Source organism: Streptomyces sp. MGP-P1 (genome assembly GCF_057766565.1).
The window spans coordinates 723,207-742,030 of sequence record NZ_JBYMEM010000005.1 but is presented as its reverse complement, the minus strand read 5'-3'; the positions used below and the strand labels follow the sequence as shown (position 1 = coordinate 742,030).

Below are 18,824 nucleotides of genomic sequence, written 5' to 3'. Positions count from 1 at the left end.
GCCCGATGCATAGCCTGCCGAGCGTCCGGCTTCCATGCGGCCATCAGTCTTCGTGCGGAACGCCCAGTTCCTGGAGTCGTTCGCCGATGCCGTCGCCCCATGCCTGTGCCCATTGCCGCAGCCCGGTGATTGCCCGCTCATCGAGTCCGTAGGCGGCGCGTTTCGTGTCGCCGATCCGGTCGGCTCCGCCCTGTCGCGCCTGCAAGTCGCTCAGGTCGAAGGAGTCACCGGCATGGCGCCGTCCGAACTCCTTGGGTTCGGCCGGTTCCAGCGGTTCGCGGAGGCCCGTATGTCGAGATGTCGGGGCGAACAGCGAGTGAGGCAAACCCACGTCCTGCCCCACTCACCAGTTCTCGTAGTCCTCGATCAGGCGGGCCACAAGCCGGTGGAGCGCTGCTGCCCTGTTCAGGTCCTCCCGCTGTTCGCGCAGGGCCCGCTCGGTCGTCCGAAGTCGGCGCCAGGCGTCCGGTTCCTTGTCCATCACGTCCTCGACCAACGGCCGGGTGATCAGTGCGAGGCACTCGGCCAGTCGCCGCCTGGTGGATGGCGCCGGCGGCGCCGGGTCGGCGACGGCGTACCCGTTCGTCAGGTATCGGACAGGGTCGGCCAGACTCCAGCCGACGACTGCCCCGGCCTGGACCAGGAGCGTCAGGTCGGGGGCGATACCGATCCGGGCATCCAGCGGAGTGTCGAGGACCGCGAGATCCCGCAGGCAGGCCAGTTCCGTCGCTTCGGGGTCGCAGCACAACACCGTTGTCTGCGCGAGGGCGAAGTCGTGTGCCTCCTCCGCGCGGAGCCCGCCCCGGACGGCCGGGGGCTCGGCGGGAAGGCGGACCCCGGCCTCTGCCGGGGCGGATACGGCGGGCAGGAGGAGGCCCACGCCGACCAGCTCGCGGCTGCCGTTGTCAAACAGAAGGTCGTCGTTCTCCGACCCCAGCCACTCGTGGCTTCCGAAGGTGCCGGGCAGCAGCCGCTCGAATTCCGCCCGGTCGGTGAACTCACCGACGACCAAGTGGGGGATGTCGAGGGCGAGGCGCGGGGTGGGCGTGAGCGGAGTGTCCGTCACCACGGCGCGAAGGGTGTTCAGGGCGATTTCCACAGATGTCCCACCTCACCGGATCTGCTCGGCGGGCACCAGCGTGCCGCCTCGGCTGTCCGGAATGTTGCCGTTCACAATATCGTCATGGGTCACCGGCAGGCCGGGGTCGTCGGGCGTCCCGCCGAATGCCTTTGCGCCGCTTTCCCCTCGGATCCCCGAAGGACCGTACGCGGTGATGACATCCCCCGCGCCGGCGCCCGGCCCCTTGGTGATCACGACGTCTTCTCCTTGCCGGAAGGTGAGGTTTCCCGCTGCCCCTGGGAGTGGTAGACCGCGTCGGGGTTCTTGAGGATCTCCTGAACCCGGTCGTCGCTGAACTGGTGTCGTGTGTCGGCGTGATAGTTGCCGGACTTCCTCATCTTCCCTTCCTGGGCCCGTTCGATCACCTGGTCGGAAACTCTTTGGGCCCTCTCCTTGGGGCACTTGGGCATGAGGCCCAGAGGGTCGCACCAGGTGAAGGGGTTGTCGTCCGCAGACTCCGGAACACCCTCCTTCCCCGCCGCGGACCCGTCACCCACGCCCTCAACTGGTCCCACTGGCGCAGACAACACCAAGTCACCGCCCGCCGCAGCCACTACCGAAGAAGGACCAGCTCAGGCAACGATTTCTCATTGAAGTACTAGCCGGACATCGCGATGTCCGTCACTTCTGCGGTGAACTTGGAGCTGCTCTTGGCGGTGGACATGGCAACGGGTTGGTAGGAAAGGGAGGTCTGGTTGGTCAGCTCCATCGTCTGGATGACGGCCCCGTCCTCGCCCCCGCGCACCTCGTACGTGATCGAGTAGGTCTCGTCGGGGTCGAGTGGCAGCAGACCGAGGTAGGACAGGGTTGGCTCCACCGTGACGTTGCACCCGGCTGAGCCGAAACACTGCTTGGACTTGGTCTTCAGGTCGAGCAAGAAATCTGTACGGTCGGGAGCTGTGTTGTAGGTCTCTTCCGAGGTGGGCTCTTCGGTGGGTTCGTCGGCCACCTCCTCGATGGCCGTTGCCGTGGCCTCAGGAGCCGCCGGCGTCGGGGGGCCGCCGTTGTCCATAGCCAGGAAGAGTCCTGTACCAACCAGAGAGGACGCCAGGATCCCGACTGTCAACCCCTTCAGAAACGCGTGGCGATCCAAAGGCTTTGGAACCTTTGGGGAGGTATCAGGCATCGCAGGGGCGTCGGCGCTGATCTGTTCGTCCATGTGTGTTCTTCTCTTGTTTCCGTACATGCGGTCGGATACCACGAATGAGCCTGGTCCGACTGTATTTCAAACACCTGTGTTTGCACTGAAAGTTGGCCCTTCTCGCTACCTGTAACGGCCGACTGTGACGCGGACGAGAGGCCAGAGGCGATCGTCACCCAGCTCGCAGTTGTCGTGAGAGTGTCCACTCGCTGCGTCCGAGGCTCGGCAGCTCGACAAACTGGGCATGTTCGTCTCGAAGTGCACGAACGCGACCAGTGATGGCGTTCCATGGCAGATCTTCATCAGCGAGGCCGAGGCGCCGTCTCTCAAGGTCGCCGGGGACTCAACAGAGCTAGTTCGAGCCGCTTACAGGAAGGGCCGGGCCGGCCTTCTGGTGCGGATCTGGTGCGCGACGTCTGACGTGGTCCAGACAACAAGAAGGCCCCGGTTGCTGACCGGGGCCTTCATCAAAGAGCGGGTGACGAGAATCGAACTCGCGCTCTGAGCTTGGGAATCAGCGGTTCTCTGGCCCCCGAAAAGGTTCTGACCTGCACTTTCCCGTGCGACAGTTGAGATGGCCAGGGTCTGTGGAGGCCGCACCTGACCGCTGTTGTCCGCTCTGCTGGGCACGGATGGGGCACGAACAGAGAGGGCGAAGGGGTCCTCATAACCAAGCCGAGCAGTCCTCCAGCGAGATCTCCGCGACGGCCGCGTCCGTAACAGCCTCCAGGTCCGGGATGTAAGGGCGAACGTCGGGAAGCGGGGTGCAGAAGGTGACGTTGGAGGTGAGGAGGGCCTCCTCGGTGTCGGCGAAGGAGAGGGAGACATACGCCTTCACCTGAGTGTCACCGAACTCCTCCTGCGCTTTCCGAAGGCAGGCATGCACATGCGCCAGGCACCTCCGGACGAGAAGGGGCGTACGTTCGTCCGGTGCGGCCGGGAGGTCGTAGTCGGTTATCCCCCTCCCGTTGATCGTCGTCTCCTCCATGAGCCGGTCGGCGTATGTGCCAGGCGCCTCCGGACAGAGGTCGGTCAGCACGCGTCCACCGGCGGCCGTGAGGGACCACCCGCGCTCCACGACCTCAAGGAACATGAGGGGAATGTCCCGATCACTCAGGTCGGTGATGTCTGTCGTCTGCAGGATCTCCCGCATCCGAGGATTGCTTCGCATGCCTACCCCTCGTCAAGTTCGTTTCTGACCCCTGTGATGAAGCCAAGTTTTTTCGATCGACTTTTGAGGAACAAGCGATTGCGCTGAGCCGGGGTGTGGTTCCCGGTTGGCCGTAACGCTAGGAATGTAGAAGGGTCACCGCCCGCTCCTCCTCGTACACCTCGAGAGCATGCGGGTCGCCCTCATAATACGCCTCCCAAAAGCCTGAAGCGTTCCACGGTTCCGGGCACAATGAAAAGGAGCCAGACTCGAGCTGAAAATATTTCCAGTTCGGTGGCAGAGAGTTCGAGGTGACAGTGAAAATTCGGCTGTCGAAGAGGCCGGACTGTCTGAGGCCAGCTTCGATGAATTCGACTCGGAACGTAGTGGCCCTCTTGAAGGGGGCGGAGACTTCGAGTACTGGGTATTCGCGGCCTTCCGTCAGGGCGCTGACGCCTTGCAGGGCGGCAGGTTCCACGGTGAATTCGGTGGCCATGCGGACGCGCATGCTAAATTACCTTCTGTTCATGATTACCTTGTAATCGTAGTTCAAAAGTCGGCCTGTTTCGGGGTTGTAATAATAGTGCACTTGGAAGTCGCCATAGGGGGACTGGTGTGTTCTGGTGGTGTACTTCCCCCAGTCGCTGAGACTGCTTCCATCAGATGTCATGGCTTCACGCACAGCGGGGTTGCCGATCTTTTCACCGTCAATCACCCGTCGCGAGTCAGCTATGGCCTCGGGCGTGAGCCACCCGTTCTCGTTGAAGATCGAGCCCGCCGACTCTCTGCGCAGCTGATCGGCGAGTCGCTGCCCCTCGGCCGAGCCCGGCACGAAGTTCTCGTTGGCCTCCTTACCCTCTCGGCCCGTTTCGTTCAGACAACGTGGGGCCAAACCCAGTGGGTCGGACCAGGTGTGTGGGTTGTGCACGTAGGCTGCGGCATTGGGCGCCGGGGCCAGGCCCAGTGGATCCGGAGTCAGGTAGCGAGCGGTCTCCGGGTCGTAGTGGCGATGGTGGTTGTGGTGGAGCCCGGTTTCGGGGTCGTAGTACTGGCCGGGAAAGCGGAGCGGTGTGTACGCCGTGCTGTGCCTTGCCCAGGTAGTGCTGCCCCAGAGGGTGGTGCGGGTGTGCCAGGCCAGGGAACCGGACTCGTCGACGAGTTCGGTGGGTGCTCCGACCAGGTCGGTCACCACGGCGAAGAACCTCTCGTCAACGGTGCGTTGGGATGCGTCGTCAGAGAGGATTCGTTCGGTCTGGGCCAGAGGGCGAAGTGCTTGATGATCCCAGGTGAGGACGACGGGGTTCGGTAGTGCGGTGGAGACGGAGGTCTGCTCGCAAAGGGTGTGCCCGTCCCAGGTGAAGCGGATCTCCTCCACCACGGTCAGATGATCTCCGCCGAGGCGCTCCTTGGCCACCCGGCGGCCCAGCGGGTCGTAGCGATACCGCCACCGGGTCCCGTCCGGAGTGGTGACAGCAGTGAGGCGGTCCTCAGGATCCCACTCGTACCGCCAGGTATCCGGCTTGCGGGAGAGCCTGACCTTCTGGCGGAGGGTGGTGCGTCCGCCGGCGTCGTGCTCGTACCGCGTGTTCCCAGCACGGTTGATGGTGGAACCGGTGTAGGAACGAGGGCCGGTGGAGTCACTGCCCGGGTGGGAGGAAGGCCAATCGGCGGCGGTCTGGTTGCCGGCGTCGTCGTAGTCGTAAGACTCGTTCCAGTTGGTGGCGGTGACCTTGGTGACGCGACCGGCTCTGTCCAGATCGAAGCGGCGGGGGCCGTTCAGTGAGTCGTCCAGGCCGATGAGGTATCCGTCGGCGCGGTAGGTGTAAGCGCGCGTGCTCAGGACGGTGCGATCGCGCCCGATAAGTTGCTGGCCGCTGAGACGGCCCGCCACATCCCGGACGAAGGCGAGGGCGCAGGCGTCATCGACGACACGTCCCGATTCCCGGCCGGCGGCGTCGTGAGTAAAGGTGATGCGTCGTTCACCGGCGGTCGTCTCGGTGAGCCGTCCCGCCGCGTCGTACCGGTATGTGGTGCGCTGGCCTGTGGGAGTGACTCGACGGGTCCGCCGGCCCAAGGCGTCGTACGCGTATGTGGTGGCCCGGCCGTCGGCTAGTTCCGTCTTCACGCGCCCAGCTCGGTCGTACTGGTAGATCAGCTCCGTGTCCGGGTTGTTCGCCTGCACCAGCCGTCCCCCAGCGTCGTACGCGAGCGTTGTCACCCGCCCCGCTACGTCCTTACGGATGACGCGTCCGAGGGCATCGCGAACGTAGGAAATGGTCTCGCCCAGCGGAGTGACCGAGGCGAGCATCCTCCCGGCCGCGTCGAGGACATAGCTCACGGTGCGACCGTCGAAGTCGGTCTCGTCAACCAACCGGCCTGCCTGGTCGTATGAGTATGACCAGGTGAGGCCCTGCGAATTGGTGACCTGGACGAGTCGCAGGGCCGCGTCGTGGGCGAACTCGAACCGGCACCCGTCGGGGTCGGTACGGGCCGACAGCAGGTCGAAGTGGGTGTATTCGAAATGGCTCGTTCCGCCGGCATCTGTGTGGGTCAGCCGATTGCCCTCCCCGTCGTAAGTCCACGACTCCGTGGCACCGTCGGGGTTTGTGCGCTCGAGGAGTTCACCGTCCACAGTCCACCGCAACAGGGTGACGGCGCCCAGCGGATCGGTGACACGCGTGGGACGGCCCAGCGTGTCCCGGTCGTATCGGCTGACGCCCCCGAGAGGGTCGGTGACCTCCACCGGTAGCCCTGCGCGGTTGCAGCGGAAGCCGGTCACGTGTCCTAGCGCATCGGTGATCGACGTGATACGGCCCGCTGAGTCATGGGTGTAGCGGGTGGTGCCGCCGCCCGGTTCGGTGACCGCGGTGAGGTTGCCGAAGTCATCGAACTCCTGCAGGCGGCGGGAACCGTCCGCTTCGACGAATTGGGTCACCAGCCCCAACTGGTTGCGTGTCACGCGCAGTCGTGTGCCGTCCGCCTGCTGAACGCAGACGGTTCTGCCCTCCTCGTCGTACACGAACGTGGTGAGGTGACCCAGCGCGTCGGTGTGCGTCAGCCGGTTCCCGGCTGTGTCGAAGGTGTCCTGACTGGTGTTCCCCAACGGGTCGGTGGTGGCGAGGACTCGGCATCTGCTGTCGATGAGATGGCGTGTGCAGCGGCCGTCGGCTGTTGTCAGGACGGTGCTGCGATGACCCGTGGAGGGATGGGGTTCGCTGTATGCCAAGGTGAGTTGGAAGTGGCCCGCATCGCCGCCTTGCGCGATGACACGATCCGACTCGTCGTAAACGTAGTTGTAACGGCTCCTGTTGGAGTCCTCCCAGGCTGTCACCCTCCGCCGGTCGTCGTAGGTGAAGATGAGTGCGGCACCTGACTGCTTTGTGACAGTGGTGAGGTTGCCGTCCGTGTAGCCGTAGGTGCGCAGTTGACGAGCCGCACCAGCGCAGGCGGTGACTTCCTCCCAGATGTCCGTGGTGCTGAGCAGAGCCAGACCGGTGACGAGCCCCTCGGCCGTAATCAATTGCAGGTGGTAGCCACCGGAGTGGACGAGTGCCTGGGGTGTGCCGTCGTCGGTTCGGTCGATGCTGATGGTGTTGTTGCTGCGGTCGCCGATCTGGACGAGCCAGGCGGTCCCGTTCTCGCCAGGCTCAGTTCCGGACGGGGCGGTGAAGTGGTGTGTGTGACCGCTGTCCGGGTCGGTGACGGTGTAGCCGCCCTCCTCGTCGCGGCTCAGGGTGGAGCGGGAGGTGCCACTTTCGGGGCGGGTGGGCAGCCCTGGGACGGGGTGCGGATAGGTGATCAGCAGGCCGTCGGCGGTGACGTGGATGGCGCCGTTGGCGTCGATCTCCAGGCGTTCGTCGACGGTGGAGGACCAGGAGGGTCCGAAGAACCGGCCGGCGGTGTAACCCGACTCCGCCCGGCGGGTGAAGGCCAGGGGCAATACGCCGGGCAGTACCACGTCCGTCTGTGGAAGGAACATGCGGCCGGAGGCGAGGTCGACCGGGTCGGTGCCCTCGCTCGTACGCTCGCCGTCGGGGCGGTTGTGAGTGCCTTCGGGAGCGGCGCGCTCCAGTCTGCGGGCGTCGGAGGCGATGTCGGCGGCCTCCTTCACCACCCGGGCGCCCTTGACACCTGCCCCGGCGCCGCCGGTGGCAACGGTGAGAGCGGCGTCGGGGAGCAGCCGGCCGAAGCCTTCGGCGGGGTCCTTCATGAAGTCGTCGAGCATCTGCTTGCCGGTGCCCCAGGGGTCGTTGGCGACCCGGACGAGCCCGGCGGCGGTGTTGTTGAGCGCGAGCCCGTATTCGGCGGGGTGGGTGATGTTGTACAGATCCATGGGGTTGACGCTGCGCGCGAAGGTCAGAATGCCTGCCGCCCCCTTGACGACGCCGCCCGCGAGGTGGGTCTTGATGACCTGGTACTCGGCGAGTCCGTCCATGGCCTGCTCGGCGTAGCGCGGCTTCTGGGGGGCGGCGTCCCGTGCCGCGGTCACCGCCTTGCGGGCGGTCTCGGCGGCGGTGTTCCGCTGCTTGCGCGCCTCCGCCAGCAGCTCCTGTGCCTCCTTCATCCGCGCCGTGCCCGGATCGCTGAAGGTCCCAGGCTTGGGCGGCAGGGTGGAGGGATCGCGCTCGTCGGAGGGCTTGGCGTTGTAGACGTCGACGGCCTTGTTGTACGTGGTCGTCTTCTCGTTGTACGCGTCCCTGGCCTCCTCCGACGCCTTCGTCCCGGCCTTCCACTTGTCGATCGCGGTCTGCGCCTGCCCCTGGGCCCACTCGACGGTCCCGGCGAAGGCGTCCAGAGCGCCCGCAGCCTTCTCGAAGGCATCGGCGGCCTTGAACCACTTCGGCGGCTCGACCGACACCGATGACCGGAAGGCGTCCGCCGCCTGCCCCTTAAGCGCGGAGGAGTCGACTCCCTTGAGCCCACCGCCGACCTTGTCGAACGCGCCTTGGAGCTTGCGCAGGTGGGTGGCGGTGGACCGAATCTCGGACGGGCTGCCGTAAATCAGCTTGGTCTTGTCCTCGGTCTGCCCCAGGTCCATCTCGTCGACCTCGGCGCCCATCCGGTTCGCCACGGACCGGGCCTTCTCGCGGACCCAGTCCGCCCCGGACTCCCAGCCGGCGTCCTCCAGCCGGTCGCCGGTCCAGTTCCCGGCGTCCTCGACCCGGTCACCGGCCCACTCGACACCGTCCTCGACCGTCTCCTCGACGACATCGGGCGTGATATCCCGGACGAAATCCCCGAACCCCATGACTCAGTTCCCCCCGCCCTGCTCCTGCTGTCGGGCCCGTTCCTCGGGGGAGGGGCCGAACATGTCGTCCACGGACCGGTCGAGCGCGTCCCGGTCCACGCCGAACATCTCGTTCAGCTGGTCCGCCTGACGTCCGCCGTTCCCCTCAGTGACGAGCGCCCGCCCGGTGTCTTTCCAGGTCTGTCCAGCCTCGTCGGCCGTGCGCTCGAACGACTCCTGGCTGTAGTCCGGGCTCAGGTAGTCCGGGGTGAACACATCGCCCCACTCCTGCTTGACGATCTCGTCCTCCGACGCATGCGGATTCCCGACACCCGCGTTCACGGCGATCTTCATCGTGCCCTCGACGTACTGGTCCTCCTCCCATACGATCCCCGCCGCAAGCCCCAGCTTCGCCGCGATCGCGTTGGCGTCCTGGACCAGCGCCCGAACGCCCCACTTCCACCGCTCGCAGAAATCCTCGAAGTCCACCGACAACCCGTGGTGGCCGGCCTCCATGCCGGTCATGGACAGCTCGGAGAGTCCCTTGCCGAGCACCGCCCCCGTACCGGTGCCGATCTCCTTCAACTCCGCCACGGCTTCGCGTAGTCCGGTGGTGATCTGCTGAACACTGACCGGACTGATGTTGAGGTCTTCCGCCCCTGTACCGCTCACAGGCCCTGCCCCCCGCTCGGTACGTCCGCGTCGACGGCGACGGCGTCCGGCACGATCCCCACCACCGGCGGAAACAACATCGACCCGTCCGGATCGGCCACATTCACCGCGACGCCGGCCGGCACCCTCATGGCCGGAATGACTTCGTCCAGCAACCGCGCCCCCCGGAACACGGCATACTCCCAGCCCCGCGAGGCGGCTCCGGTCCCCTCTACGGCAGCCCGCTCCTCGGCGAACCGGGCCAGCGCAGCCTCGTCGGTGAACCCGCACACCCACCGGATCCCACCGAACTCAGCGGTCCAGAGCCCACCCCGGTCGAACGGCACCAACAGCAACGACCGCCGTAGCTCACCCACCAGAGCCCTCGGATCACCGACCCCGGCCCGCTGCTCGGCTATCCGATCCGCCAGCGCCGCCTCGTCACCCATCGCAGGTCCTCCCCCGTACGTAGGCGAGCCGCCGCCCTTTACTCCCGCACACGCTAGAACACCATGCCCACCCGCAACCACGCGGTTCCAGCCGTCCCCAGAGCCTCCACACCACGGGCCGACGGCAAACACAAAGAAGGCCCCGGTCGGTTACCGGAGCCTTTACTGAAGAGCGGGTGACGAGAATCGAACTCGCGCTCTGAGCTTGGGAATCAGCGGTGCTTGAGTCTCCGGAAGGGCTCTGACCTGCGTTTTCCTGCGAGGAAGCTGGAGTTGCCGTGGTCTCTGGAAGCTGTACCTGACCGCTGTTGTCCGCTGTGCTGGGCACGGATGGGGCACGAGGCTAGCGGTACGGCGGACCTTGCCAGGCGGTGTGCTCGGGGCGAAGTCGGCGCGTCAGAGAGGGATGATGCGGACTTGGTTGCCGCAGAGTTTGATCATGTCGTCGCGGCCGGAGGTCAGGAGGGCGACGGGTTTTGGTTGGCGTAGGGCGACCTCGGCGACCGTGGCGTCGATGGCGTACTTGTGCCCGTGCAACCCGGCACCTTTGAGCAGCTCCGCTGCCGCCTTCGCCGCCTGTTCGGTGACCGGTTCCACCTTGACGCGGGACTGAGCCCAGTTGAGGCGAGGCAGGTTGGTGCGGGAGTGGCTGACTTCCACGATGGTGTTCGCACCGATCACCAGGTCGGCTCCCATGTCGTGGAAGACCTGAAGCATCGCGAGGAGCTTGCGGTCCTGCGCGATCCAGGCGGAGAGCCCTTCCGAGTCCAGGACGACGGTTTCGATGCGCTCGCTCACCCGGCGTCCGCTCCCTCGGAGGAGCCGGCCGAGCCGAAGATCTTTGCGCGGGCCTCGGCGAGTTCCTCGTCACTGAAGGCCCCGTGCTCCTCCTCGTGACGGCGGAGGTCGTCGCCCAGGAATTGGTGCCGGATCTGGCGGGCTACGGCTTCAGCCACGTAGCCGGAGACGTTGTCCGTGAGCTTGCGGAGCTCTGCCACCTGGTCGCTGGGGAGAGTGACGGTGATGCGAGTCGTTGAGGACATGAATCCAATCATACTGGAGTATGCACACGCTGGCTCGGGTCTCTCGTACTCAGTCTTGACGCCTGCGGTCGTCTGCTCCGGGTGAAAACAAGGGGCGATCGCTCACCGGCTGTCTCTGGCGAGTGACGCTCCGGGCCGATGCTGTTGGACGGCAAGCAAGAAGGCCCCAGTCATTGACCAGGGTCTCAGTCGTGGAGCGGGTGACAAGAATCGAACTCGCGCTCTGAGCTTGGGAATCACTGGGCAGGTTGAGGAGAAGGTGGCCCTGACCTGCGGATGTCCCGCTGTTAGCCGTTCTTAGCGGCTCGCAAAAACGCCCTCGATCGTGACCGCCAGTGACCAGGGCTCCCCAACTGGTCTGGCACGGTTCTGGCACGGGCTTACTCCCTGTGGGTGACCGGGAGACCTGATACCGGTGAGACGCGCGATCCATCAGCGCGTACTTCTGAATCACGTATCACGTCAACACCGCCCGTGAACAGCTGACTTGCGGGATGATCAGGTCAGTAGTCACCAACCTGAATGGGGAATCTGTGTACAAAGAGGTCGAGTCTGCTGGGGGCAACTCCTTCTTCCTGGTCGAAGTCACGCCCCTGGCAGTGGAGAACTTCGATCAGTCGAAGCTACTTCGAGGTGCTGGACGGCCGGCCCAACAGGCCCTAAACGGACTTCGCGACGTAGGCGAGGCCATCGTGCAGACCTGCGAAGACGTCTCGGCAGCCATTCGTGGTCGGTTCGGAGACTCGCAGCCGAACGAGTTGGAGATCACGTTCGGGGTGTCTCTGTCCGGCGAGGCAGGCGTGCCACTGGTGGGGAAGGTCAAAGCTGACTCCACCTTCGAGGTCCGTGCCAAATGGACGCCTTCAACGTAGCTCGAACCCTCCATACGTACAGAACTAGAGTGGTAAATCTAGCCTCATCGAGTGACAGCAGTGAACCGCGAGGGGCATCCCCCCTGGTTGTTGGTATGGGCTCTTGGTAACCTGCCTGCCATGGGTGCGTCAGCGTGGCAGGATAAGGCAGGTCTCAGTCCGACCGAGAGGGCGCTGCTTGAGTTGATGGACGCTGGCCTCAGGGCGGACACGCAGGCCGTTCGCGACCAGTGCCGTCGGCTCATGCGGCGGCCACCTGAGGATGCTCATCACGCTGTGACGCTACGTGCGGAGCTGAGAGCGTTGCTCACGGGGTCGCAAGGACAGAATCCGCTCAGGGGGGTCGACGTGGCCCACAGCGATGCACCAGTGGTTTCGGAGACTGTGCAGCTTCCGCGGGATCCTGAGACCAACCAAGTGCTGCTACGTGTGGCCGAGACCGCCCCGAGTTATGGTCCGATCTTGGACGAGGCTACGCGACAGAGCGTGGATGACCTTGTTGCTGAACGACCCGTGCGCGAGGCGCTGGTAGACGTCGGTCTCCAGCCTTCGCGCAGCGTTCTCCTAAGTGGGCCGCCCGGCGTCGGCAAGACCCTAACTGCGTCGCATATCGCCAGCCAAATGAAACAGACGCTCTTTGTGGTCGACTTGGCGGCGGTGATGTCCAGCTATCTAGGACGTACTGGACGAAATCTTCGAGCAGTTATGGACTTCGCTGCGGAGAATGAATGCGTTCTATTTATTGATGAGTTTGACGCACTAGCTAAGCGTCGTGAAGATGATTCAGATGTGGGTGAGCTTAAGAGGCTGGTAAATGTCCTTCTGCTGGAGCTTGACCGGTGGCCGGCCGGTAGTTTCTTGATTGCTGCCACGAATCACAAAGAACTTCTGGATACGGCAATCTCGCGGCGCTTTGACGTATTGCTGGAGCTTTCTCTGCCGGCCACTTGCGAGAGAAAGATCTTGATCTCTTCCCTGCCTGCGATTCTCTCCGCTGCGGTGTCTGCCGAAACCTGTGGCCTTGTAGCGCTGGCCACAGATGAGATGTCGCATTCAGATATTGTCCGTTTGTGCAACGCTATTGCTCGCGAATCGATTGTGCGAGAAGGTCATCTTTCCTCATTTGAGGAAGCCCTCGTGCGTTTTGCTTTGGGGAAACTGCGCGATGTCGCTGGTGAAGATCCAATCATCCGGGAGCAGGTAGCAGTGGCAGCCAGTGTGCATCTAGGACTGTCGAATCGGAAGATTGCCAACATCCTTGGCGTAAGTCATCCGACTATTAGTAGGGCGATTTCGGCGTTTCAGGAGCGCAAGCAGCAGTAATTAGCTTGGGGGGAAAATGAGTAAGGGAGCTGGCGGACGCATCCTCGTTGGAGGAGAGCACATGTCGGAGATGATTGATAGGACTGGCGGAGGTGGCAGCAAGTACCATCCTTTTTCGTTGGCTGATTCGCAAAGGATCCTTGGGCCGCAAGCGCAGATCCTAAAAAACACCGCAGCTACGCTGGACAATAGATTGCGCGCAGATCACGTCGTTTTTGAGGTGAAACTGCTTCCAAACTATCTAGCCAATAGCTACTTTCCTGAAAAGCTTGTCAGGCTGCTCGGGTTGACTGCACTAGGGTCCCGTCCCGCTACGGGAGACTTGGTACTGCGCAGTAAGACTGAGTTCAATGTGCCGACTAAATCCTTAATTGTTGCTGGCGATAATCAAAGTCTTGAGCGGCTTAGCTATATTCTCTCCGGTGGCTCTCTTGATCGGCGAGAGAAGGGGGCTGCAGAGGAGCTAAGAAGGTTCTCTGATATTCATCTACCGCGGGTAACTGAAGTAGTTAAGGTAGCGAATAATCCCGCCGCCGAATCAGTTCAGGGCCGGGAGGCATTCGAGGCCGTTCTGCATCCGGATCCTGATCTCCCCGGGATTTCGCGACGGCCTCTTTCAGGTGCAGTCTTTGAAAAATTTGAGCGGTATATCTATAGTCTTGGCGGCGAGGTTGTAAGCGATAGGCGTGACGTTGTAGGCGGGTTGACTTTCGTTCCGGTTTTCCTGCCCTCGGGCAAAGCGAAAGAAGCGGCGGCCTTCAACCCTCTGCGTTCCATACGGAAGATGCCTCGTATTCGCCCCGTGCCTGCCATCCCGTTGCGGTCCGCTCCGGGTGTTGCACGACCGGCGCCGCCCCCCGCCCAGCCGGAAGCCCCCGAGGTGCTCATCTTTGATGCTGGCATAGATGCTACTGGGGACTTCTTCGCAGGCTCCGCCAGCCAAGTAGAACTGACAGACAGGCCGGCCGCCCCTGGATGCATAGAGCACGGAAGCGCTGTGACGGGCGCTATTCTTTATGGCAACGTTGAGGCCGGAAGTCGCTTGCAATCTCCGCAGGTGCGGGCAACACATGTTCGCTGCATTCCTGGGCACGATAACGAAGGTGTCGAACTCTACTGGCTCTTGGATCAAATCCAGAAGCAGGTGGCGGACAGTGATGCCATGATTGTCAATCTCAGCCTAGGGCCCGAGGTTTCAGTGGACGATGGAGAGCCACACCGTTGGACTGCGGTGCTGGATGCGCTGGCCTATGAAAGGGATATTCTCTTCGTTGTCGCTGCGGGAAATAATGGCGAAGAACTCAATGGCGGGGCCAACCGGATTCAGGTCCCCGCCGATATGGCTAATGGGCTCAGTGTGGGCGCTTGCGATCGTCCGCACCCAGATTTGATGTGGTCAAGGGCGCCGTATAGTGCAATTGGCCCGGGTCGGCCAGGGGCGACGGTCCAGCCGACCGTGCTTGCCTATGGCGGCGACGTCGATCGCCCCTTCGCCAGACTCATGGGCAACGGGCGGCTTTCCTACGATTGGGGAACCAGCTATGCAGCACCTCTTGCTGCACATGGTCTGGCTAAGCTAAGCACGCAACTGGGCGACCGATGCAGCGCCTCTGCGTTGCGTGCTTTCGCAATTCACTTTGCTGAACCGCATCCCGACCCAGCTCTAATCATGGAAACGGGACATGGAAGGTTGCCGGTCGATTTCTCAAACGCGCTCACGTGTTCAGACCGGCAAGTGACGGTCCTTTATCAGGCGTCAATCGAGCGAGACCAGATTCTTGGATTCACGCTTCCAGTTCCTGGGGGTGTCGACAGGGGGAAGGTAAAAGTCAAATGGACGCTCTCGTACGCCTCGCCCACTGACCCGACAGAGGCTGTTGAGTACACTGAATCCGGTCTAGAGTTCACTCTTCGTCCGCACTCAGAGGTGTACTCGTTTCGGGATCCCGAAAATGCTAGCCGTACCATCAAGGTAAACATTCAGGAGAATTCTGGCCGGGCGACAGAATTGCTTGAAGAAGGCTGGAAAATGAGCCAGCAGCCCGCGACGCGTTCGCAGAAGGTGGGCCCGAAAGCCTCGGAATCTAGTCGTCGACGGGGGGGTAAATGGGAAACAATCATGCAGGGTCAGGATTGCCTAATGGCTAAGGGCCTCCATGAGCCCCGCCTCGACATCGAGTTCCTTACTCGCGAAGGCGGATCGCTGACGAAAAATACTCCGCCTGTGGATCTTTCGCTCGTGGTCACCGTTGAGTCTCTTTCCGGGCTTCCGGTGTACGACCTGGCAAAAGTTGATTTCCCTGTTCTTTCAGAGCTGCCGGTTCCTATTCCGGTACGGCTTCGGACTTAGGTCGGCGGAGCGGGTTTGGCCGGTGTCCTGCCCGGTTTGGGGTCGAGCATGATCAGGGGGCCGTACGCTGGCCGGCAACTCGGGCAGGCTGTGATCCTGCCCGGAATTTGAACGAGTGGCCCCCTGGTCTTGCTCGACGCGGGACCCGAACCGGGGAGGTGGCTAAAGCCGTGGAGCCGACCGCCCCAGCCACAGCGGGCCGAAGGCAGGAGCGTCAGGCCCCGGCGGTGAGCCGGGGAGCGCGCGGCGAGCGGAGCGAGCCGCCTTGATGAAGTAGGGAAAGTTCCACCGCGCTGGGAGCAGGTGCCCGGCGCAGCTTGTGTGCCGGACGTGGCCGCCGCCCGCGTCCAACCGGAGCGGTCGACGGCCACGTCCGGAGGCCGTCAGGACGCAGTGGCCTCACCGCCCCTTCGCGTCCGGCGGTGGAGGATCTCGTCGAAGGTGGCGCGAGCTCCCGTGGGATCGATGTAGTGCATCGCCAGGAGGGCTGCGATAACGGCGCCGACCAGGTCGTTCTGGACCTCGGACCAGGTGTGGTCGTCGCCGCAGGTGGTGAGGCCCTTCAGGCCGTGGAGGGCGTGCATCGCCTCGCCGGCTTCCTCGGCGACCTTGCCGCCCTGGAGGGCTTTGAGTTCCTCGTCGGGGAGGTGGGCGCCGGCTGCTCGGCAGACGGCGGAGAGCTTGTCGATGTTGTCCCACAGGGTGTCCACGTCGGACCTCCGATCGATGGGTTCGGCTATTCCTGTGCGGGTCGTCCGAGCTGGCGTACGTTCCATCCGGCCATGCGCCAGGCGTCGGCGTCGATGAGGTTGCGGAGGTCGACGAGGACCTGGTCCGCGACCAGTGGGGCGAGTGCTTTGGGATCCGCCTCGCGGAAGTGGGGCCATTCGGTGGCCAGGACGATCAGCTCGGCTGCCGCGAGGGAGTCTTCGAGGTCTTCGCAGTAGTCGAGTTCGGGATGGCGGCGCAGTGCTGTGGGCACGGCGTGCGGGTCGTGGACGGTGACGGTCGCGCCGCGCTGGTGCATGAGTGCGGCGATCGCCAGGGCCGGGGATTCGCGGACGTCGTCGGTTCCGGCCTTGAAGGAAGCGCCCCAGACGGTGATCCGTACGCCGTCGACGGGTCGGCCGAGCGTCTGCTCGATGAGCCTCAGCGCGGCGGTGGGGCGGGATTCGTTGACCTCCTCCGCCGCGCGCAGCATGGTCGCTGCCTCGGCGGCGCCCAGGGCACTGGCGGAGGCGGTGAAGGCGCGGACGTCCTTCGGGAGGCAGCCGCCGCCGTATCCGGGGCCGGCGTTCAGGCCGCCGCGGCCGATGCGTGGGTCCAGGCCGATGGCCTCGGTGAGCTGCTGGACATCGGCTCCGGCCGCGGCGCACATGTCGGCGACGCCGTTGATGAAGGAGATCTTCATGCCGAGATAGGCGTTGGCGGCGCCCTTGATGAGTTCGGCGGTGGCGGGATCGGTCACGAACAGCGGGATGCCGTTCGCCAGGAGGGGTGCGTAGACCTGGCGTACCGCGTCCTCGGCGCGGGCCGAGGGGACGCCCACGACGATCCGGTCGGGGCGCAGGGTGTCGTCGATGGCGTGGCCCTCGCGCAGGAACTCAGGGTTCCAGACCACCTCCACGTCCTCACCGGCCGGGGAGAGCCGGGCGAGAAGAGCACCGAGGTCGCGGGAGGTGCCGACGGTCACCGTGGACTTGCCGACGATGACGGTCGGGTGGGTCAGGTGCGGGGCCAGGGCACGGGCGGCGCCGAAGACCTGCCCGGTGTCGTAGCTCCGCCCGTCCGCGTCGATCGGCGTGCCCACGGCCAGGAAGTGGATGTCGGCGAACTCGGCCGCCTCTGCGAGGCTGGTGGTGAACCGCAGGCGTCCGGTGGCGGTGTGGGTGCTGAGGAGTTCGGGCAGGCCGTCCTCGTAGATGGGGCACTCGCCGGCGTTGAGGCGGTCGATCTTCGCCTGGTCCAGGTCCACGCCGATGACCTCGTGGCCGATCTCGGCCATGGCAGCGGCGTGGGGGATGCCCAGGTGACCACAGCCGATGACGGATACGCGCATGGGTCGACGCTCCTTTCCTTGTCCCTCGCCCGCCCAGGGGAGTCCGGGCCGGCCGGGTGCGTCACGCTAGCGCCAACACCCGGCATGGCCCTCTTCGTGCAGGTGGATCAACCAGCTTGCTGCTTCAGCAGGTTGACGAGGGCGGGTAGCGCCTCGGCGGCGGTCGCCCGGCACACCAGGTCGCCGTCCTGGGGCCCTTCCAGCGGGTACGGCATGAACTGGCCGTCGCGCCAGAAACCCTCCGGGTCCAGGTAGACGACCTGCATGCCGCGAGCGCGGGCGCGAGCCTGGACCTTGCGGCGGTCGGCGTGCAGGCCGACGACGAGAAGGGCCTTGGCACCGTCCACCCACTCGACATCGGGTACGGCCTGGTCGTACCGGCGCATGAAGCACTCGTCGAGCCCAGCGCGCGCCGCGAGCACGTCGAAGTTGTTGGTGATGACAGGGCCGACGAGGTGCCCGGCGTCCTTCAGTTCCTTGAGCGCCCACATGGCCGGGGTCGGCTCGGCCAGGAAGCATGCGCGGAACATCTCCACGAATTCCGCCGCCTTCTCCTCCGGCTCTGTCAGCAGCTCGTGGAGGAGGGTGTCCGCTGTCGGGGAGAGGGTGGAGCGGTGTTCCCGCGGTTCGTGGCCCTAGCGGTCGGTGACCCGGTAGATCTCGTGGAGACGGTGCAGGGGCGGGATACCCGCCTCGACCGACGTACCGCATCCAATCTCCACCTGGAACGGCAGCAGGTCCGCGAGGACGGACAGGTCCGTGACGCGGGTCGGCGTACCGGGGCGGTCCTTGCACCTGATCCCGGTGGAGAGGACGTTCCACGGCAGCTGCCGGACAGCGGGCGGCGGTGCGTAGGACACCAAGGCGATCTGCACGTCCAGGCTCCGGTAGCCGACGGGGAGGGTACGGCCCGCCGCCTTGTCCTGGGGGTGGGCGTCGTGCTCGGTGATCCGGCACTTCAGATCCCGGCGTGTCCATAAGAATCCGCCAGGAGCCTCCTTCCAGCCGCCGGCGGCGAGCGAGTCCCACAGGGCGTCGTGGTGCGCGTCGATCTCGTCCGCTGGAGCGGTAGCGGAGTGGTAGAGGTACAGGTTGGTCAGGCCGATGGCCGGCGCGGCGGTGGTGGGGACCAGGCCGTACCGGTAGCGGTAGTGGATGATCCGCCGCCGGGCGTCGTCAGCGGCCGTCCAGCCGCTCTGTTCGGCCGTGGCCTTCTCCTGCGTACGGCGCCAGATGCCTTCCTCGATGTAGCGGGGTCGGTCGGCGTCGCCGAAATAGGTCTTCCAGACCTGCTGTTGGTCGGGGGTGAGCTGGTCGATGACGATGTACGGGATGTCCATGATCTCTCCCTGGAGAGTCACGCCTGGATGTTCCGGGTGCATGGCAGGCTCCGTTTGCTGGGAACGTGGGGTGAACGTCCCGGACAGCGGAGCGGAGTC

At 64.6% G+C, this 18,824-nt stretch carries 18 protein-coding genes and 1 pseudogene; 4 read left to right on the top strand and 15 right to left on the bottom strand.

Annotated features, from left to right (window positions below):
• Positions 1-43 precede the first annotated feature (43 nt).
• The 5 genes from AC3CH1_RS12770 to AC3CH1_RS12750 all read right to left on the bottom strand — a co-directional run bounded on the left by AC3CH1_RS12770 (position 44) and on the right by AC3CH1_RS12750 (position 2,279).
• Positions 44-343 carry a hypothetical protein gene (locus tag AC3CH1_RS12770; protein ID WP_488463008.1) on the bottom strand — a complete coding sequence of 100 codons (300 nt, stop codon included), beginning with the start codon at positions 341-343 and terminating at the stop codon, positions 44-46.
• A complete protein-coding gene (locus tag AC3CH1_RS12765; RefSeq protein WP_488463007.1) occupies positions 344-1,099 on the bottom strand; it encodes a hypothetical protein in 756 nt (251 codons plus the stop codon). It abuts the gene before it with no gap.
• A 12-nt stretch (positions 1,100-1,111) separates the two neighbouring features.
• On the bottom strand, positions 1,112-1,315 hold the full coding sequence (locus tag AC3CH1_RS12760) for a hypothetical protein (RefSeq protein WP_488463006.1): 204 nt from the start codon (positions 1,313-1,315) through the stop codon (positions 1,112-1,114).
• Positions 1,312-1,458 carry a hypothetical protein gene (locus AC3CH1_RS12755; RefSeq protein WP_488463005.1) on the bottom strand — a complete coding sequence of 49 codons (147 nt, stop codon included), beginning with the start codon at positions 1,456-1,458 and terminating at the stop codon, positions 1,312-1,314. Before AC3CH1_RS12755 ends, AC3CH1_RS12760 begins: the two co-directional genes overlap by 4 nt.
• Before the next feature lie 260 nt (positions 1,459-1,718).
• The gene (locus tag AC3CH1_RS12750) at positions 1,719-2,279 is read right to left on the bottom strand and encodes a hypothetical protein (protein WP_488463004.1); all 561 of its coding nucleotides are present in this window, start codon (positions 2,277-2,279) and stop codon (positions 1,719-1,721) included.
• 226 nt (positions 2,280-2,505) lie between these two features.
• On the opposite strand from AC3CH1_RS12750, the gene AC3CH1_RS12745 reads away from it, so the two are divergent.
• Positions 2,506-2,766, top strand: a complete 261-nt coding sequence (locus tag AC3CH1_RS12745; protein ID WP_488463003.1) for a hypothetical protein — start codon at positions 2,506-2,508, stop codon at positions 2,764-2,766.
• A 159-nt stretch (positions 2,767-2,925) separates the two neighbouring features.
• Here AC3CH1_RS12745 and AC3CH1_RS12740 read toward each other — a convergent pair whose 3' ends face one another.
• The 7 genes from AC3CH1_RS12740 to AC3CH1_RS12710 form a co-directional block, all read right to left on the bottom strand.
• Complete coding sequence (locus AC3CH1_RS12740) at positions 2,926-3,414, bottom strand: hypothetical protein (protein ID WP_488463002.1); 489 nt, start codon at positions 3,412-3,414, stop codon at positions 2,926-2,928.
• 136 nt (positions 3,415-3,550) lie between these two features.
• Entirely contained in the window at positions 3,551-3,919 is a 369-nt protein-coding gene (locus AC3CH1_RS12735) for a hypothetical protein (protein WP_359626787.1), read from the bottom strand.
• A 6-nt stretch (positions 3,920-3,925) separates the two neighbouring features.
• Complete coding sequence (locus tag AC3CH1_RS12730) at positions 3,926-8,659, bottom strand: putative T7SS-secreted protein (protein WP_488463001.1); 4,734 nt, start codon at positions 8,657-8,659, stop codon at positions 3,926-3,928.
• Between the two features lie 3 nt (positions 8,660-8,662).
• Positions 8,663-9,310 carry a hypothetical protein gene (locus tag AC3CH1_RS12725; protein WP_488463000.1) on the bottom strand — a complete coding sequence of 216 codons (648 nt, stop codon included), beginning with the start codon at positions 9,308-9,310 and terminating at the stop codon, positions 8,663-8,665.
• Positions 9,307-9,738, bottom strand: a complete 432-nt coding sequence (locus AC3CH1_RS12720) for a hypothetical protein (protein ID WP_488462999.1) — start codon at positions 9,736-9,738, stop codon at positions 9,307-9,309. The genes AC3CH1_RS12725 and AC3CH1_RS12720 overlap by 4 nt, the downstream gene beginning before the upstream one ends.
• A gap of 396 nt (positions 9,739-10,134) precedes the next feature.
• Positions 10,135-10,536, bottom strand: a complete 402-nt coding sequence (locus tag AC3CH1_RS12715) for a DNA-binding protein (RefSeq protein WP_488462998.1) — start codon at positions 10,534-10,536, stop codon at positions 10,135-10,137.
• Positions 10,533-10,781: a type II toxin-antitoxin system CcdA family antitoxin gene (locus AC3CH1_RS12710; protein ID WP_488462997.1), complete on the bottom strand. Its 249-nt coding sequence runs from the start codon at positions 10,779-10,781 to the stop codon at positions 10,533-10,535. The genes AC3CH1_RS12715 and AC3CH1_RS12710 overlap by 4 nt, the downstream gene beginning before the upstream one ends.
• A 533-nt stretch (positions 10,782-11,314) precedes the next feature.
• On the opposite strand from AC3CH1_RS12710, the gene AC3CH1_RS12705 reads away from it, so the two are divergent.
• From AC3CH1_RS12705 to AC3CH1_RS12695, 3 genes are all read left to right on the top strand, one after another.
• Positions 11,315-11,653, top strand: coding sequence for a CU044_2847 family protein (locus tag AC3CH1_RS12705; RefSeq protein ID WP_265600390.1), 339 nt, complete (start codon positions 11,315-11,317; stop codon positions 11,651-11,653).
• A gap of 486 nt (positions 11,654-12,139) precedes the next feature.
• Positions 12,140-12,976 carry an AAA family ATPase gene (locus AC3CH1_RS12700; protein WP_488462996.1) on the top strand — a complete coding sequence of 279 codons (837 nt, stop codon included), beginning with the start codon at positions 12,140-12,142 and terminating at the stop codon, positions 12,974-12,976.
• A 61-nt stretch (positions 12,977-13,037) separates the two neighbouring features.
• On the top strand, positions 13,038-15,326 hold the full coding sequence (locus AC3CH1_RS12695) for a S8 family peptidase (RefSeq protein ID WP_488462995.1): 2,289 nt from the start codon (positions 13,038-13,040) through the stop codon (positions 15,324-15,326).
• Between the two features lie 383 nt (positions 15,327-15,709).
• Here AC3CH1_RS12695 and AC3CH1_RS12690 read toward each other — a convergent pair whose 3' ends face one another.
• The 3 genes and pseudogenes from AC3CH1_RS12690 to AC3CH1_RS12680 form a co-directional block, all read right to left on the bottom strand.
• Complete coding sequence (locus AC3CH1_RS12690) at positions 15,710-16,036, bottom strand: MazG-like family protein (RefSeq protein ID WP_488462994.1); 327 nt, start codon at positions 16,034-16,036, stop codon at positions 15,710-15,712.
• A 26-nt stretch (positions 16,037-16,062) separates the two neighbouring features.
• Entirely contained in the window at positions 16,063-17,385 is a 1,323-nt protein-coding gene (locus tag AC3CH1_RS12685) for a UDP-glucose dehydrogenase family protein (RefSeq protein ID WP_488462993.1), read from the bottom strand.
• A gap of 107 nt (positions 17,386-17,492) precedes the next feature.
• Positions 17,493-18,725: pseudogene (locus AC3CH1_RS12680) on the bottom strand (SIR2 family protein).
• Positions 18,726-18,824 lie beyond the last annotated feature (99 nt).

What these genes read in the sequence shown, in the direction of transcription:
- AC3CH1_RS12750 (WP_488463004.1), bottom strand. Translation starts at nt 2,279, where the DNA reads ATGGACGAACAGATCAGCGCCGACGCCCCTGCGATGCCTGATACCTCC.
- AC3CH1_RS12740 (WP_488463002.1), bottom strand. Translation starts at nt 3,414, where the DNA reads ATGCGGGAGATCCTGCAGACGACAGACATCACCGACCTGAGTGATCGG.
- AC3CH1_RS12710 (WP_488462997.1), bottom strand. Translation starts at nt 10,781, where the DNA reads ATGTCCTCAACGACTCGCATCACCGTCACTCTCCCCAGCGACCAGGTG.
- AC3CH1_RS12745 (WP_488463003.1), top strand. Translation starts at nt 2,506, where the DNA reads ATGTTCGTCTCGAAGTGCACGAACGCGACCAGTGATGGCGTTCCATGG.
- AC3CH1_RS12730 (WP_488463001.1), bottom strand. Translation starts at nt 8,659, where the DNA reads ATGGGGTTCGGGGATTTCGTCCGGGATATCACGCCCGATGTCGTCGAG.
- AC3CH1_RS12720 (WP_488462999.1), bottom strand. Translation starts at nt 9,738, where the DNA reads ATGGGTGACGAGGCGGCGCTGGCGGATCGGATAGCCGAGCAGCGGGCC.
- AC3CH1_RS12755 (WP_488463005.1), bottom strand. Translation starts at nt 1,458, where the DNA reads ATGAGGAAGTCCGGCAACTATCACGCCGACACACGACACCAGTTCAGC.
- AC3CH1_RS12685 (WP_488462993.1), bottom strand. Translation starts at nt 17,385, where the DNA reads ATGCGCGTATCCGTCATCGGCTGTGGTCACCTGGGCATCCCCCACGCC.
- AC3CH1_RS12695 (WP_488462995.1), top strand. Translation starts at nt 13,038, where the DNA reads ATGTCGGAGATGATTGATAGGACTGGCGGAGGTGGCAGCAAGTACCAT.
- AC3CH1_RS12735 (WP_359626787.1), bottom strand. Translation starts at nt 3,919, where the DNA reads ATGCGCGTCCGCATGGCCACCGAATTCACCGTGGAACCTGCCGCCCTG.